The sequence below is a fragment of the Pantoea sp. DY-5 genome (assembly GCF_019795955.1).
Lineage (GTDB): Bacteria > Pseudomonadota > Gammaproteobacteria > Enterobacterales > Enterobacteriaceae > Pantoea > Pantoea leporis.
Window position 1 is genome coordinate 13,164 of record NZ_JAIMIE010000003.1, and the last position, 16,823, is coordinate 29,986.

Below are 16,823 nucleotides of genomic sequence, written 5' to 3' on the forward strand. Positions count from 1 at the left end.
TTTTAGTCAAACTCCAGTTCCACCTGCTCCGATCCTACTAACGACCGCAAATCGTTGAGTAAACGATCGCTGGGCGAAATACGCCACGCTGCACCAAAGCGTAGCTTCGCTCGCGCATCGGCTCTCTGATAGTAGAGATGCACCGGAATGGTCCCGGAGCGATGAGGCTCCAGAGACTGGCGGAGACGGTTTAAAAGCTGGTCATCAATTTGCCTGTCCGTCAGCGAGATAGCAAGTCCGCGCGCGTATTTTTCCCGCGCTTCGTCGATGTCCATAACTTCTCGAGCGGTCATTTTAAGGCCACCGCTAAAGTCATCAAAGCTGACCTGTCCACTGACGATCAGGATACGGTCCTTCTCCAGCAACTGCTGGTATTTATCTAACGCATCGGTAAATAACATCACTTCAAGACGACCAGAACGATCGTCAATGGTACAAATACCAATTCGGTTGCCGCGTTTAGTGACCATCACACGGGCGGCAATCACCAGCCCCGCTGCGACGGTTACTTTACCACGATCTGTCGGATGCATGTCTTTCAGCCGCATGCCGCCGACGTAACGCTCAATTTCTTTCAAATACTGATTAATTGGATGGCCGGTAAGATAGAGACCCAAAGTCTCTCGTTCGCCATCCAGTTGAATTTGTTCCGGCCACGGCGTGATGCTGGCGTAGGATTTCTCCACCTGCTCCGGCTCTTCCGCCAACACGCCAAACATATCGGCCTGGCCGATGGCTTCGGCTTTGGCATGTTGATCGGCCGCTTTTAAGGCATCGCCAAGCGCGCTCATCAAGGCCGCGCGATGCGGGCCGAGACGATCGAACGCGCCCGACATGATCAGTTTTTCCATCACGCGACGGTTGATCTTTTTGGTGTCGGTGCGCGCGCAGAGATCAAACAGCTCTTTGAAGTAGCCGCCTTCATTACGCGCATCAATGATCGCTTCGATCGGACCTTCACCCACGCCTTTGATCGCGCCGATGCCGTAAACGATCTCGCCTTCGTCATTGACGTGGAACGGATACAAACCTGAGTTGATGTCTGGCGGCAGAACTTTAAGGCCCATGCGCCAGCATTCGTCGACCAGGCCAACCACTTTCTCGGTGTTATCCATATCGGCGGTCATTACGGCCGCCATAAACTCTGCCGGATAGTGTGCTTTCAGCCACAACGTTTGATAGGAAACCAGCGCGTAAGCGGCGGAGTGCGACTTGTTAAAGCCATAACCGGCGAACTTCTCTACCAGATCGAAGATTTTCATCGACAGTTCGCCGTCGACGCCCATCTTCTCCGCACCATCCCGGAACACCGAACGCTGCTTCGCCATCTCTTCGGGTTTCTTTTTACCCATCGCACGACGCAGCATGTCCGCGCCGCCCAGCGTGTAGCCAGACAGCACCTGCGCAATCTGCATCACCTGTTCCTGATACAGAATGATGCCGTAGGTCGGCTCCAGCACCGGCTTCAGGGTTTCGTGCTGCCACTGAATATCCGGATAAGAGATCTCTTCGCGACCGTGCTTACGGTCAATGAAGTTATCTACCATGCCCGATTGCAGCGGTCCCGGACGGAACAGCGCCACCAGTGCGATCATATCTTCGAAGCAGTCAGGCTTCAGACGTTTGATCAGATCTTTCATGCCGCGCGATTCAAGCTGGAACACCGCCGTGGTTTCCGAGCGCTGCAGCATATCAAAGCTTTTCTTGTCATCCAGCGGAATGGCGGCGATATCAATCGGTGGCAAACCCTGCTTTTCACGGCGCGGGTTAATCATCTTCAGCGCCCAGTCGATGATGGTAAGCGTACGCAGGCCGAGGAAGTCAAACTTCACCAGCCCGGCATATTCCACGTCATTCTTATCAAACTGGGTAACCGGGAATTGCCCGTTTTCATCGCAGTACAGTGGCGCAAAATCGGTGATTTTGGTCGGCGAGATCACCACACCACCAGCATGTTTACCGGCGTTACGCGTGACACCTTCCAGTTTGCGCGCCATGTCGATCAGCGCTTTCACCTCTTCATCAGCCTCGTAGATCTCCGGCAGCTGCGGTTCAGCCAGGAAGGCTTTCTCCAGCGTCATGCCCGGATCCGGCGGGATCAGTTTCGAGATACGATCAACAAAACCGTACGGATGGCCGAGTACGCGGCCCACATCACGGATAACCGCTTTTGCCGCCATGGTACCGAATGTGATGATCTGTGATACCGCATCGCGTCCATACATATCGGCCACGTGGTCGATTACCTGGTCGCGCTTCTCCATGCAGAAGTCGACGTCGAAGTCGGGCATCGAGACACGTTCCGGGTTCAGGAAGCGTTCGAACAGCAGGTCAAACTCCAGCGGATCGATATCGGTAATTTTCAGCGCATACGCCACCAAAGAACCGGCACCCGAACCACGGCCTGGGCCGACGGGAATGCCGTTGTCCTTCGACCACTGGATAAACTCCATCACGATCAGGAAGTAGCCGGGGAAGCCCATCTGGTTGATAACGGTGAGTTCAATCTCCAGACGTTCATCATATTCCACGCGTTTTTCAGCGCGCACCGCCGGATCCGGGAAGAGGAATTCCATACGCTCTTCCAGGCCTTCACGTGACTTCGCCACGAGGAAGTCTTCGGTGCTCATGTCACCGGTGGGGAACTGCGGCAGGAAATATTCGCCGAGGCGCACCGTCACGTTACAGCGCTTAGCAATCTCTACGCTATTTTCCAGCGCTTCCGGAATGTCCGAGAAAAGCTCGCACATCTCCTCTTCACTGCGCATATATTGCTGAGGACTGTAGTTGCGTGGACGCTTGGGATCGTCCAGCGTATAGCCGTCATGAATCGCGACGCGGATTTCATGCGCATCAAAATCTTCTTCATTCAGGAAGCACACTTCGTTGGTGGCAACGACGGGAATGCCTTCGGCCACCGCCAGCTCGACGGCGGCATGCAGATACGCTTCTTCATCGGCGCGACCGGTGCGCATCAATTCCAGGTAATAACGATTCGGGAAGTGTTCCTGATAAAAGCTTAAACACTGCGCCACCATTGCGCTATTGCCGCGCAGCAGACTGCGGCCCACGTCGCCGCGACGTCCGCCAGACAGCAGAATCAGGCCTTCACCTAATTCCAGCAGCCAGTCACGATCGATGATGGGGCCCGCAATGCCGTAACCGCGCTGATATGCACGTGAAATCAGCAAGGTCAGGTTTTGATAACCGGTGTTATTGGCCGCCAGCAGCGTTAACTGTGTCAGCTCATCGCCCATCAATTCGCTGGCAACCTGGAAGTCAGCACCAATAATCGGCTTGATCCCCGCGCCGTGTGCGCTACCGTAAAAACGCACCAGCCCGCACAGGTTGATGTAATCGGTAATGGCAATCGCCGGCATGCCCAGCGCAGCCGCCTTCTTGACTAAGGGTCCGGTTTTCGCCAGACCATCAACCATGGAGTAATCACTGTGGACGCGCAGATGTATAAAACGAGGTTCAGCCATATCAGTTTCCGGTTAAAACAGCGTCAGGCTATTAAAGCGTAGTTGGCTGGCGGGCTGCCAGCACATCGGCATCAATCAAGGCGTTACGCACCGGCGCAAAGCTGCGACGATGATGAGGTGTGGCGCCGTGCTGCGTCAGCTTTTCCATGTGCAGCGCGGTTGGATAGCCTTTGTGTTGCGCAAAACCATATTGCGGGAACAGCAGATCCAGTTCGGCCATTTCACGATCGCGCGTGACTTTGGCGATGATCGAGGCGGCACTGATCGCTTGCACCAGGCTATCGCCCTTCACCACCGCCTGTGAGGGCATCGGCAGCGCCGGGCAACGGTTACCATCGATCAGTACGAAGTCCGGAGCAATGTGCAAGCCCGCGACCGCGCGCTGCATCGCCAGCATAGTAGCGTGCAGAATATTGAGCTGATCGATCTCCTCTGGCTCGGCACGACCAAGGCTCCAGGCCAGCGCCTTCTCTTTGATCTCGTCATACAGCGCCAGACGACGCTTCTCGGAGAGCTTTTTCGAGTCGGCCAGTCCGGCAATCGGGTTGGCGGGATCGAGGATCACCGCCGCCGTGACCACGGCGCCAACCAGCGGGCCGCGCCCTACTTCATCAACGCCAGCAATCCGCTGCGCGTTGGGATAGATAAATTCAGCCATTGATGATCTCCAGTACCGCATCCGCCGCCTGCTCATCGGCATTCCAGCGAATCTGTTGATGCAGTTCGGTGAAGGTTTTCAGTAGCGCTTCGCGCTCAGGGCCAGCGTGCAGTAACGGCTCCAGCGCCGCGGCGAGCGCGTCGGGCTGGCATTCGTCCTGCAGCAACTCTTTCACCAGCTCGCGACCGGCCAGCAGATTTGGCAGGGAAACGTACGGCGTTTTTACCAGACGTTTTGCCAGCCAAAAAGTAGACGGCTTCATGCGATAACCGACCACCATCGGGCATTTCGCCAGCATGCACTCCAGCGCGGCGGTGCCAGACGCAAGAATAGCGGCATCGCTGGCCAGCATCGCCTGACGGCCTTTGCCATCCAGCAAATGCATCGGCAGTTCTGGCGCAACTTGCGCTTTGATCTGCTCAAACTGCGCGCGGCGTTTGGCATTCACCAGCGGCACCACGATTTCCAGCGTGGGATAGCGCTGACGCAGCAGCTGCGCGGCGCGCAGGAAATCGGCGCTGAGCATTTCCACTTCGGCACCGCGACTGCCCGGCAACAAGCCAAGGCAAATCGCCTCGTCAGCAATGCCTAACTCGCGGCGCGCCGCCAGCTTATCGGGCTGCAACGGCATCGCATCAGCCATGGTGTGGCCGATAAAGCGGCACGGCACGTTAAAGCGATCGTAGAAAGCTTTTTCAAACGGCAGAAATGCCAGCACCAGATTGGTGTTGCGGCCGATTTTGAAAACGCGCTTTTGACGCCACGCCCAAACGGAAGGGCTGACGTAATGAATTGTGCGAATGCCCGCGCGCTTAAGGCGACCTTCCAACGTGATATTGAAATCCGGCGCATCAATGCCCACGAACACATCCGGCTTGAGTTCGGTGAAGCGCTGCGTCAGGTCACGACGAATTTTCAGCAGACGCCGCAGGCGTCCCAGCACTTCGACGATGCCCATCACCGCCAGCTCTTCCATCTCATACCAGGCTTCGCAGCCTTCGGCCTGCATCAGCGGACCGGCCACGCCAACAAAGCGCGCATCAGGATGGCGCGCTTTTAACGCACGGATGAGACCTGCACCAAGAATATCGCCGGAGGTTTCTCCGGCGACCAGGGCAATCGTTAGGGGACGCGCTGACATGGATTAACGAATCAATCCACGCGTTGAACGGGCAAAGAAGTCATAGAAAGGCTGCACTTCGCTGTGTTGTTTCGCCAGCTCTTCAATCTCTGGTTTCACTTCATCCAGCGTTTTGCCGCTGCGGTACAGCAGTTTGTACGCGTTGCGAATGGCATGCAGCGCTTCTTTGCTAAAGCCGCGACGCTTCAGACCTTCGATGTTGATACCGTATGGCGTTGCGTGGTTGCCCTGCGCAATGACATAAGGCGGCACATCCTGCGCGACGCCTGAACAACCGCCAACCATCACGTGAGCACCAATGGTGCACCACTGATGTACCGCCGTCATGCCGCCGATAATCGCAAAATCATCAACGGTGACGTGACCGCCCAGCGTGGCATTGTTAGCAAAGATGCAGCGATTACCGATCACGCAGTCATGCGCGATGTGAGCATTCACCATCAGCAGGTTATCGCTGCCGACTTTAGTCACATTGCCGCCCTGCGTAGTGCCACGATGAATGGTGACGCTCTCGCGGATGCGGTTACGATCGCCAATTTCAACGCGCGTCGGTTCGCCCGCATATTTCAGGTCCTGATTCACTTCACCAATGGAAGCGAACTGGTAGATCTGATTGTCTTTGCCGATACGCGTGTGGCCGTTCACCACCACGTGCGATTTGAGTACGGTTCCTTCACCAATTTCCACATTAGCGCCGATAAAGCAGAACGGGCCGATATGAACATTGGCACCGATGACGGCACCCTCTTCAATGACAGAACTGGGATGGATATTGGCGGTTGAATCAATCACTTATTATGCCTCCCGGCTACGGGCACACATCATGGTCGCTTCACAGACAATTTTACCGTCCACGGTCGCCACGCCTTTAAAGCGCGTCAGACCACGACGGGTTTTCTCGAAGGTCACTTCCATGATCATCTGATCGCCCGGCACAACCGGACGTTTGAAACGGGCTTCATCGATACCAGCGAAGTAATAGAGTTCGCCTGGTTCCAGTTTCCCAACGCTTTTGAACGCCAGAATACCGGTCGCTTGCGCCATCGCTTCCAGGATCAGAACGCCTGGGAAAATCGGCTTACCAGGGAAATGTCCCTGGAAAAACGGTTCGTTAACAGAAACGTTCTTCACCGCGCGCAGATATTTATGCTCTTCAAAATCCAGCACGCGATCAACCAGCAAGAAAGGATAGCGGTGTGGCAGCAGTTCTAAAATCTCTTCAATTTTCAGAGTATGCGTTTCAGTAGTCAAAATACTCTTCCTGTCCTAAAAAATCTGATGGCAACAATAACACGGCCTGCACCGATCAAAATGATCTTCCGCAGGCCGCAAATTAGTTCGGGGCGTTTCGCTTTCTTACGATACCTGCTGCCATTCTCGGGTGACCCGAAGGTGGAAGAAAGTACACTTCTTGTTATGAAAGCGAGTAGCGTGGGATGCGTTTAGTCGTCTTTGCCGACCTTACGTTCGATGGCTTTTAAGCGTTTGCTTATTTCATCGATGTTCATCACCAGCGCTGCTGTTTTACGCCAGGTTTTGTTGGGTTGCAGTGGAATACCCGACGAATACACGCCTGGCTCTGTGATAGGGCGCATTACCATGCCCATGCCCGTTACGGTCACTTTGTCACAGATTTCCATATGGCCGTTAATGACGCTGGCGCCGCCGATCATACAGTAACGTCCAATCTTCAGACTACCCGCCATGATCACACCACCCGCAACTGCGGTGTTATCACCAATCACGACGTTGTGCGCAATCTGACACTGGTTATCTATGATAACACCATTGCCGATCAGAGTGTTATCCAGCGCGCCGCGATCGATGGTGGTACAGGCACCAATTTCTACCCGATCACCAATCACTACGGTACCCAGCTGCGGGATTTTCACCCAATTGCCGCGATCGTTAGCATACCCGAAACCATCAGCACCAATGACGGTGCCGGACTGAATCAGACAATCCTGACCAATCTGGATTTCGTGATAAATCGTGACGTTAGCCCACAAACGTGAGCCGCGACCGATACGCGTCTGCTTACCAACAAAACATCCTGCGCCAATAACGACATCGTCACCCAGCTCTACACCGGACTCGATCACCGCATTTGCGCCTACCGAAACGTTGTTACCCAGCTTAGCCGTTGCATCGATCACCGCGCTGGGCGCGATATTCTGCGCGGGCTGCGGCGTTGTGTCCAGCAGTTGTGCCATGCGGGCATAAGTCAGGTAAGGATTTTTCACCACCAGGGCGGCCGTTTTACACCACTCCAGATCCGCTTCCGTCAGCACCACGGCTGAAGCCTGGATAGTAGCGAGCTGCTCGCGGTAGCGGCTGTTTGCAAGAAAAGTGATTTGGCCAGTTGTGGCGGATTGCATAGAAGCAATGCCGGAGATGACGATATCGCCATCTCCGTGCAATTCTGCATCCAACTGCTGGGCTAAATCAGCCAGTCGAATTGATGACATCAATTATTTAACCTGTTTTACAACGTCAGCAGTGATGTCTTTAGCATCAGAAGAAGAGTACAGCACGGCCTGAGAGTCCAGAACCAGATCGTAACCTTCGCTTTTCGCTACAGACTGAACAGCGGTCTGGATTTTAGCCAGCAGCTTGTTACGCTCCTGCATCTGACGAGTTTGGTTGTCTTTGTCAAAAGCCTGTGCTTTTTGTTCAAAGGCAGCACGCTCAGAAGAGATTTGCTTCTCTTTCTTGGTGCGGTCGCTCGCTTTCATGGTCGATGCATTACGCTGCAGATCCTGAATTTCTTGCTGGATCTTCTGCTGCTGAGACTGGAGGTCAGAGGCGCGGCTCTGGAATTCACCTTCAAGCTGTTTAGCAACAGCGGCACGCTGCGGAGACTGCTGGAAAACCTGGCTCAGGTTCACGACGGCAACTTTATCAGCCGCTTGGGCACCCGCAGAAGCAGCTAATGCAACACCCAGAGCAGCAGCACAGAACAACTTTTTCACTATAAACTCCTTACCTCAACGTGTGTGTTTGCAGCGTGCCGCATTATCAGGCCGCACGCGTGCAATACGGTATTTTCACTTCCCTGCTCAGAGCCTTACCAGGTTTTACCAATGTTAAACTGGAATTGCTCTGACTTGTCTCCCTCGACTTTCTTCATCGGCTGGGCGTATGAGAATACCAGCGGTCCTAACGGTGACATCCACTGCAGTGCCACACCGGCAGAGACGCGAATGTTATTAGGATCGCTGTAATCTGGCACACCCGCCGCGCGTGTTTCCGCGGTGTTCTGCCATTTAGTATCCCAAACGGTACCGGCATCCATAAACACCGAGGTACGCACGGAATTCGCATACTTCTCGCTCAGGAACGGCGTTGGCGTGATCAGCTCAAGGCTGGCAATCGCCATGGCGTTACCACCGACCGCATCATCCGACTTACAGACGCCGTTTGGATCAGAGATATTACAGGTTGACGAGCCATCGTTCAGATACGCAGCTTTAGGACCAATGGTATTGGACTGGAAGCCACGAACCGTGCTCGAACCACCGCCGTAGAAGTTCTCATAGAACGGCATCTCTTTTCCATTAAGTCCGTCACCATATCCAACACGGCCACGGCCTAACACCACCCACGTACCATCGCGGTTCAGCGGCACATATTGCTGGCTATCCAACGTCGCTTTGTAGAACGCGTTATCAGAGCCTGGAATCGTCACTTTACCGTTCAGGTTGGTACGGTTACCGCGCGTTGGGAAGAAGCCACGGTCTAAGGTGTTATAGGTCCAACCGTAGTTGAAGGTGAAGTCATCTGCAGAGAAATCACCGTCATCGTTCAAGCCTTGATGGCGACCGACCGAATCCAGATAACGCCACATTGCAACCTGTGGACGCATGTTGGACAGGTCGTTATGCACGTAACCTAAACCAACACGCAGCGTGTTATTTTCGTTAACCGGGAAGCCCAGCGTACCGTCGAGACCATAACTTTTGTTGGTATAGTCAGACAGATCCGCGTTATCGGCCTTAAAGTCGTTGTAGAACAAACGACCGCCAAGGCTCACACCGTCAACCGTGAAGTACGGATCGGTTAGTGAGAACTCAGCATAGGTCTGGTAATCGTTTTTGGTACCGCTAAGGCCAACGGTGTTACCGGTGCCGAGCCAGTTTTCCTGAGTCACACCCACCTGGAAACTGACGCCACTTTCAGTACCGTAACCGACACCAAAGTTGAAGGTACCGGTGTTACGCTCTTTCACCTTGTAGACCACATCAACCTGATCCGGTGCACCCGGAACACGTTGCGTATCCACATCCACGGTTTCGAAGTAACCGGTACGATTCAGACGCTCTTTACCCTGATCGACGAGGTCGCTGCCCAACCAGGCACCTTCCATCTGACGCATTTCACGGCGCAGCACTGAATCTTTTGAGGTGTCGTTACCTTCAAAGCGCACTTTACGCACGTAGTAACGGTTGCCCGCATCCACGTTGATGTGCAGCTTGACGGTTTTGTCAGCATCGTTGATTTCTGGCTGCGTCATTACGCGCGGATAGGCGTAACCGTAGCGACCCAGCAATTTCTTGATGTCATCTTCCATCTGGGTGACTTTGGTGCCGTTATACAGCTCACCCGCTGGAATTCTGGTCATCTTTTCGATTTCAGCAGAATGGCCCGCCATGCTGCCGTTCACGATCACGCCGGCAATCTTGTACTGATCGCCTTCGTTGATGTTCACGGTGATGTAGATGCCTTTCTTATCTGGCGTCAGGCTCACCTGCGTGGAATCGATGTTGAAACGCGCATAACCGCGATCCAGATAGAAGCTGCGCAGGGTTTCGAGATCGCCCGCTAACTTCTGTTTCTGGTATTTACGATCGCCCACCACGTTCCACCACGGCACTTCGTCACGCAGTGAGAAGCGCGAGATCAGTTCGTCAGAGCTAAATGCTTTATTACCGACGATGTTGATCTGCTGGATCTGCGCTGAAACGCCTTCCTGGAAGACGAACTTTAGATCCACACGGTTGCGCGGCAGCGGCGTAGCAATCGCTTTGACGCTGGCGGTGTATTTACCGACGCTGTAGTAGAAGTCTTCCAGGCCCTTCTCGATTGAAGAGAGCGTGGTGCGGTCCAGCGCTTCGCCAACGCGAACGCCAGACGCTTCGAGGTTCTGTTTCAGCTGATCTTCTTTCACCGCTTTGTTGCCGGAGAAAGTGATGTTGGCAATGGTTGGACGCTCTTTTACCTGAACAATCAGGGTTGTACCGTCACGCAGAACCTGCACATCTTCAAAGTTACCGGTGGCGAACAGTGAGCGAATGGTGTTTCTGACGTCATCGTCATTCACCGTATCACCGACACGTACCGGCATGCTGAGCAGAGCCGCGCCGACGGCGACTCGCTGGAGACCTTCGAAATGAATGTCCTTCACTACGAAATCGTCTGCACCGTAAACGGTGGCGCTGCTAAACAGCAGCGACGCTATGAGCAACTTTTTCATCGCCATCGTTGTTATGCGTTTTCCTAACACATCCCGCGCCTGTATGCGTTCCAGCTATTACAGACGAGAGAAATCATTGAAAAGTGCAAGCCCCATTAACAGCACTAGCAAGATTGAGCCAATGCGATAACTAAAGTCCTGAACTCGCTCGGACACCGGTCCACCTTTGATCTTTTCGATCGCCAGAAAGAGCAGATGACCACCATCTAAAACCGGCAGAGGGAACAGGTTAATGATGCCCAGGTTGACGCTGATCAGCGCCAGGAACATCAGGTAATAAATCACCCCGTACTCAGCTGATAACCCGGCACCCTGCGCGATCGAAATCGGCCCGCTCAGGTTATTCAGCTTCACATCCCCGATTATCAACTTGCCCAGCATGGAGACTGTAAGCTTCATCAACTGCCAGGTTTTTACACTGGCTTCGCCGATCGCCGCAAAAGGTCCATACTGCCTTACCGTTTTGTACTCATCAGGCAGCGGAATCACACGCGGGATGACACCCGCGAAGCCTTCCGCTTCATTGCCCGGTTTCGCTTCCGGCGTTAACGTCAACGCCACAGGTTCGCCGTTGCGCTCGATATCTAGCGCCATGTTTTTACCCGGATTATCCCGCACCTGTGCCGCAAAAGCCTGCCACTGTGACAATGGCTGACCATCGACTTTAACGATCCTATCGCCCGCTTGCAAACCAGCATTGCTTGCCGGTGAGTTTGCCTGAACTTCGGCTAAGGTCGTTTCAATCTGCGGCCCACGTGGACGAATACCTAAAGCGACCACCGGATCCTGTTTATCAGGCTCAAATTGCCAATCGCGCAAATTTAATTGCTTTTGCTGCGTGGCTTCTTCGCCAAATTGCGAGACGGTAAGCGTGGCATCGCTGTCGCCGATTTTACCGATCAGCGCCATACGCACAGCATCCCAATCAGGCGTTTCGATACCATCTACCGCTTTAAGTTCCATGCCGGAGGTAATTTGCGCTTCGGCAGCGACGGAACCGTTCAGAATTTCACCAACTACAGGACGCACACCTGGCACGCCGTGAATAAACACGACCCAGTAAGCAAAGATGGCGAAGATGAAGTTGGCGATAGGACCGGCTGCGATGATTGAAGCACGCTGCAGCACAGTTTTGTTGTTGAAGGCTTGATGACGCAGTTCGGCGGGAACGCTCTCAACGCGTTCGTCGAGCATTTTGACGTAGCCACCCAGAGGAATCAGCGCGATAACATATTCGGTGCCCTGACGATCGCTGCGACGCCACAGCGCTTTACCAAAGCCAATCGAGAAACGTTCGACTTTGACACCGCAGCGGCGCGCCACCCAAAAATGGCCAAACTCGTGCACGGTAATCAGCACGCCAAGCGCCACGATAAAGGCGGCAAAACTCCAGAGTATACTCAACATCGTCGGCTATCCTCAGAGGGTGCGGAACACCAACAGCAGCAGGCAGGCAAACACCGGCACCGCAGCAGTCAGGCTATCAATACGATCGAGAATACCACCGTGCCCCGGAATCAAGTTACCGCTGTCTTTAATGCCCGCTTCACGCTTGAACATACTTTCTGTCAGGTCGCCCAATACCGATGCCAGCGTTGCAATCACCGCACAGATAATCAGCGTGCCGGGCGCCACCGAAAGCGGTGCCATCAGGGCAAACAGCCAGGCGATGATGGCAGATGACAACAGGCCACCGAAGAAACCTTCCCAGGTTTTACCCGGAGAGACTTTCGGTGCCAGCTTGTGTTTGCCAAACAGACGACCAAACATGTAAGCACCGGAATCTGCGCCCCAGACGAGGAACATCACGAACAGCAGCCACCATGCGCCGGCGAAATGATCGGTATCGTAATGATACTGACGCAGCGCCATCATGCCCCAGAAGAACGGAATCAAGGTGAGCACGCCAAACAGCAGGCGCAGAGTAAGCGAATGACGCCACAATGCAGCAGAAGCGGGATAGAACAGCACTAAGATGAGCGCGACAATCCACCACACCAGCGATGCCCAGAGCGAGCCTTCCATCTGGAATTGGTGCAGATTGCGTTGATAGGGTTCAAGGGTAAAGAGCATCGCGGACAGCAACAGACCGCATAGCACGGCCAGCCAGATACGTTGCTGACGCGTTTTCATGCCGGCAAACTGCCCCCATTCCCAGGCGGCAAGCATGCAGATAATGATAGTGATGATCGCAAAACCGGACAGGGGTAACCAGAACAGTGCAGCGATCACCAGCGGAATCAAAATTAACGCGGTAATCAGACGAGACTTCAGCAAAGGTTACCCCCAAATTGCTTAGGCGCCGCCTGGTGCAGTACCGCCATAGCGTCGCTCCCGCGTAGAGAATGCATTCAGTGCACCTTCAAAAACGTTTTCATCAAAATCAGGCCAAAGAACATCGGTAAACCAAAACTCAGCATAGGCGATTTGCCACAGCAGGAAGTTGCTAATCCGATGCTCTCCCCCGGTCCTTATCACTAAATCCACTGGCGCCAGCTCCTGCATACACAAATACGGAGCCAGGCTTTCTTCGGTAATCTGGTCAGGACGCAGTAAACCTTCCTGAACCTGTTCGGCCAATTTTCTGGCACCCTGGATAATATCCCAACGGCCGCCATAGTTGGCAGCAATGTTAAGGGTCAGTCCATTATTTTGCTGAGTCAGTTCCTCGGCGCGGCGAATGCGTTCCTGAATACGGTTATTGAAACGACTGATATCACCAATAATGCGCAGACGCACATTGTGCTTGTGCAGGCTTTTGACTTCGCTGTCGAGCGCCCAGACAAACAACTCCATTAACGCTGTCACTTCCTGAATCGGACGGCTCCAGTTTTCACTGCTGAACGCATAAAGCGTGAGCGCTTCCAGTTTATGGCTGACCGCAAAGCTGACAGCCCGGCGTACTGATTTTACCCCGGCTTTGTGGCCTGAAATACGCAGTTTGCCCTGATTTTTTGCCCAGCGACCATTACCATCCATAATGATGGCCACGTGACGTGGCGTGCAGTACGACTCGTCATCGATTGTGTTGTGATTGTTGGACAACATAACGCGTAATAATTCCTTTCATCAGAAATGCTGTGGTTTCTGAATACATTGCGCCTGCAGCAAACTCCGGCAAACACGCCAGATGACATCGAAACAATGTCGGGCTGTGAAACGCGAGCGAGCGACTATACCATTTTCACCCAGAGCGAACAAATAGCGGGAACTATCAACCTGCTAAACGAAAGCGCGGTAACAATTCATTGGCACGCACGCGCGCTAACCGATCGATCTCCATCACCTCGTCAATGCTGCCCGGCTCCTGACAACTCAGGGACGCCAGCACTTCGCTGTTGATGGCGGCAATATCGGTAAAGCGAATCTGGTGCTGCAGAAAAGCTGCCACCGCCACTTCATTCGCTGCATTCAGCGATGTCGTAGCGGCCTGACCTGTGGCACAGGCATCAATCGCAAGCTTCAGGCAGGGATAGCGCTCGTAGTCCGGCTCGGAAAACGTCAACGACTTCATGCGCGTGAAGTCGAGCGGCGTTACGCCCGCAGAAATACGTGCTGGCCATGCCATGCTGTGCGCAATAGGCGTCCGCATATCCGGAGAGCCCAGTTGCGCCAGCACGCTGCCGTCGCAATAACGCACCATCGAATGGATAACCGACTGCGGATGCAGGATCACCTCCATCTGCGCGTCAGTCGCATTAAACAGCCAGCGGGCTTCAATGTATTCAAGACCTTTATTCATCATGGTGGCCGAATCAACGGAGATTTTACGCCCCATTGACCAGTTCGGATGCGCACAAGCCTGATCCGGCGACATACCGGCTAAATCCGCTAATGGCGTGTCACGAAAAGGACCACCCGATCCCGTAAGGAGAATCGACTCGATGCCGTTTCCCCGCAGATCAGCGTACCCCAACTGATGCTGTATGGAAGCGGGTAAACTCTGAAAAATGGCGTTGTGCTCGCTATCTACCGGCAGCAATTGCACCTGATGTTGGCGTACCGCCTCCATAAACAGACGGCCGCATGTGACAAGCGACTCTTTGTTGGCCAGCAGCACGGTTTTACCGGCGCGAATCGCCGCCATGGTGGGCTGTAAACCTGAGGCGCCAACAATCGCCGCCATCACCTGATCCACGTCATCCAGCGCGGCCAATTCGCAGGCTGCCTGAACGCCGGAGAGCACTTCGGTATTAACGTTGAGTGCTTTCAGTCGCTCACGCAGCGCTTGTGCGGAAGTCTCGTCGGACATCGCGGCATAGCGCGGTTGGAATTGCAGGCATTGTTCAGCCATCAACGCCACATTCTGGCCAGCCACCAGCGCGGTCACCTGATAAAGTTCAGGATTGGCGGCAATCACCGCCAGCGTGCTGGTACCAATGGAGCCGGTCGATCCCAGCAGAGTTAATCGCTTCATCATGCTATCCCTGTGAAGTCGTGGAGAGTGTCCGCAACAGCGCCGGACACAATGTAAAACGCCGCCAGAGTCGAACACGTCTCTGAACGGCGTTTTGAAAAGCAGTTGATGGAATTAGAAGTCCATCAGTTCCTTTTCTTTATCGGCCAATGCCGCATCAACACTCTTGATGTGCGCATCGGTCATTTTCTGGATCTCGTCCTGCGTACGACGCTCGTCGTCTTCGCTGATCTCTTTATCTTTCAGCAGCGCTTTGATCTTGTCGTTCGCGTCACGACGGACGTTACGTACAGAGACACGGCCCTGCTCAGCTTCGCCACGCACGATCTTGATCAGATCTTTACGACGCTCTTCGGTCAGCGCTGGCAGCGGCACACGAATATCGCTACCGGCTGAGCTTGGGTTCAGACCCAAATCAGACGTCATAATCGCTTTCTCAACCGCAGCGCTCAGCGAGCGATCAAATACGTTGATTTTTAACGTACGTGAATCCTCAACCGTCACGCTAGCCAGCTGGCGCAGCGGCGTTGGTGTACCGTAATAAGGAACCACAATGCCGTCGAGCAGTGAAGGCGAAGCTCGGCCGGTGCGGATTTTGCTGATGTTGTTTTTAAATGCATCCACACATTTTTCCATGCGCGTGTCTGCATCTTTTTTAATGTCGTTAATCACGTTGAAACCCTTGAATTCGGTTGACCTGGCCATTTCCGGGCTAACCGGAAGCGGTATCGATAAACATCGATCATCCTAATTGCTGCGCGATGTCAGAGCATCGCGGCAAAAGAATATACCTTATTTTAACGCGCGTCGGGTATTAATGCGTAATCAGGGTGCCTTCTTTTTCACCCATCACGACGCGACGCAATGCGCCAGGCTTGTTCATGTTGAAGACGCGGATAGGCAGCTTGTGGTCACGCGCCAGCGTAAAGGCGGCGAGATCCATTACTTTAAGCTCTTTATCCAACACTTCTGCATAGCTCAGTTGGTCATACAGCGTGGCATCCGGGTTTTTCACCGGATCTTCAGAGTAGACGCCGTCTACTTTGGTGGCTTTCAGTACCACGTCGGCTTCGATTTCGATGCCGCGCAGGCAGGCTGCAGAGTCAGTGGTAAAGAACGGGTTGCCGGTACCGGCCGCAAAGATCACGACGCGGTTATTACGCAGCAGGCTGATCGCTTCTGCCCAGCTATAGTTATCACACACGCCGTTCAGCGGAATCGCTGACATCAAGCGCGCATTGACATACGCACGGTGCAGCGCGTCACGCATTGCCAGGCCATTCATCACTGTTGCCAGCATGCCCATATGGTCGCCGACCACACGGTTCATGCCCGCCTGGGCCAGACCTGCGCCGCGGAACAGGTTACCGCCACCAATAACCACACCCACCTGAATGCCCAGCTCAACCAGCTCTTTCACCTCTTGCGCCATGCGGTCAAGCACGCTCGCGTCGATGCCAAAACCTTCGGCACCTTGCAGTGCTTCGCCACTCAGTTTTAGCAGGATACGTTGATATACAGGTTTTGCGTTGGTCGCCATGGTCAGTTCTTCCTGGAAGATATGATGAAAAGGAGAAGTAAAATCTGGTCGATCATCCGCAAAGCCCGCGAGAAAAGCTATTGGGATGAGACTGAAAGTGCTGCACTAA

At 54.0% G+C, this 16,823-nt stretch carries 14 protein-coding genes; all 14 read right to left on the reverse strand.

The window, feature by feature from the left end:
• Positions 1–2: 2 nt before the first annotated feature.
• Positions 3–3,485: a DNA polymerase III subunit alpha gene (dnaE, locus tag K5Y30_RS11175; protein ID WP_101762039.1), complete on the reverse strand. Its 3,483-nt coding sequence runs from the start codon at positions 3,483–3,485 to the stop codon at positions 3–5.
• Positions 3,486–3,516: 31 nt separating this feature from the next.
• On the reverse strand, positions 3,517–4,143 hold the full coding sequence (rnhB, locus tag K5Y30_RS11180; RefSeq protein ID WP_222211433.1) for a ribonuclease HII: 627 nt from the start codon (positions 4,141–4,143) through the stop codon (positions 3,517–3,519).
• Entirely contained in the window at positions 4,136–5,284 is a 1,149-nt protein-coding gene (gene lpxB / locus K5Y30_RS11185) for a lipid-A-disaccharide synthase (protein WP_101762041.1), read from the reverse strand. Before lpxB ends, rnhB begins: the two co-directional genes overlap by 8 nt.
• Positions 5,285–5,287: 3 nt before the next feature.
• The gene (gene lpxA, locus K5Y30_RS11190) at positions 5,288–6,076 is read right to left on the reverse strand and encodes an acyl-ACP--UDP-N-acetylglucosamine O-acyltransferase (protein ID WP_101762042.1); all 789 of its coding nucleotides are present in this window, start codon (positions 6,074–6,076) and stop codon (positions 5,288–5,290) included.
• 3 nt (positions 6,077–6,079) lie between these two features.
• Positions 6,080–6,535 carry a 3-hydroxyacyl-ACP dehydratase FabZ gene (gene fabZ / locus K5Y30_RS11195; protein ID WP_007893924.1) on the reverse strand — a complete coding sequence of 152 codons (456 nt, stop codon included), beginning with the start codon at positions 6,533–6,535 and terminating at the stop codon, positions 6,080–6,082.
• Positions 6,536–6,726: 191 nt separating this feature from the next.
• Entirely contained in the window at positions 6,727–7,752 is a 1,026-nt protein-coding gene (gene lpxD / locus K5Y30_RS11200; protein WP_110867574.1) for a UDP-3-O-(3-hydroxymyristoyl)glucosamine N-acyltransferase, read from the reverse strand.
• Between the two features lie 3 nt (positions 7,753–7,755).
• Positions 7,756–8,256, reverse strand: a complete 501-nt coding sequence (locus K5Y30_RS11205; RefSeq protein WP_007893920.1) for an OmpH family outer membrane protein — start codon at positions 8,254–8,256, stop codon at positions 7,756–7,758.
• 95 nt (positions 8,257–8,351) lie between these two features.
• Positions 8,352–10,763 (reverse strand): outer membrane protein assembly factor BamA, encoded by a 2,412-nt coding sequence (gene bamA, locus K5Y30_RS11210; protein ID WP_222185315.1) that lies wholly within the window; start codon positions 10,761–10,763, stop codon positions 8,352–8,354.
• Positions 10,764–10,814: 51 nt separating this feature from the next.
• Positions 10,815–12,164, reverse strand: a complete 1,350-nt coding sequence (gene rseP / locus K5Y30_RS11215) for a sigma E protease regulator RseP (protein ID WP_101762045.1) — start codon at positions 12,162–12,164, stop codon at positions 10,815–10,817.
• Between the two features lie 12 nt (positions 12,165–12,176).
• Positions 12,177–13,034 carry a phosphatidate cytidylyltransferase gene (cdsA, locus tag K5Y30_RS11220; RefSeq protein ID WP_222211435.1) on the reverse strand — a complete coding sequence of 286 codons (858 nt, stop codon included), beginning with the start codon at positions 13,032–13,034 and terminating at the stop codon, positions 12,177–12,179.
• A gap of 18 nt (positions 13,035–13,052) precedes the next feature.
• Positions 13,053–13,805 carry a (2E,6E)-farnesyl-diphosphate-specific ditrans,polycis-undecaprenyl-diphosphate synthase gene (ispU, locus tag K5Y30_RS11225; RefSeq protein ID WP_222185303.1) on the reverse strand — a complete coding sequence of 251 codons (753 nt, stop codon included), beginning with the start codon at positions 13,803–13,805 and terminating at the stop codon, positions 13,053–13,055.
• Between the two features lie 166 nt (positions 13,806–13,971).
• Positions 13,972–15,174 (reverse strand): 1-deoxy-D-xylulose-5-phosphate reductoisomerase, encoded by a 1,203-nt coding sequence (ispC, locus tag K5Y30_RS11230; RefSeq protein WP_192412747.1) that lies wholly within the window; start codon positions 15,172–15,174, stop codon positions 13,972–13,974.
• 114 nt (positions 15,175–15,288) lie between these two features.
• Positions 15,289–15,846, reverse strand: a complete 558-nt coding sequence (gene frr, locus K5Y30_RS11235) for a ribosome recycling factor (protein WP_036649587.1) — start codon at positions 15,844–15,846, stop codon at positions 15,289–15,291.
• Positions 15,847–15,988: 142 nt separating this feature from the next.
• Complete coding sequence (gene pyrH, locus K5Y30_RS11240) at positions 15,989–16,714, reverse strand: UMP kinase (protein ID WP_007893903.1); 726 nt, start codon at positions 16,712–16,714, stop codon at positions 15,989–15,991.
• Positions 16,715–16,823: the final 109 nt, after the last annotated feature.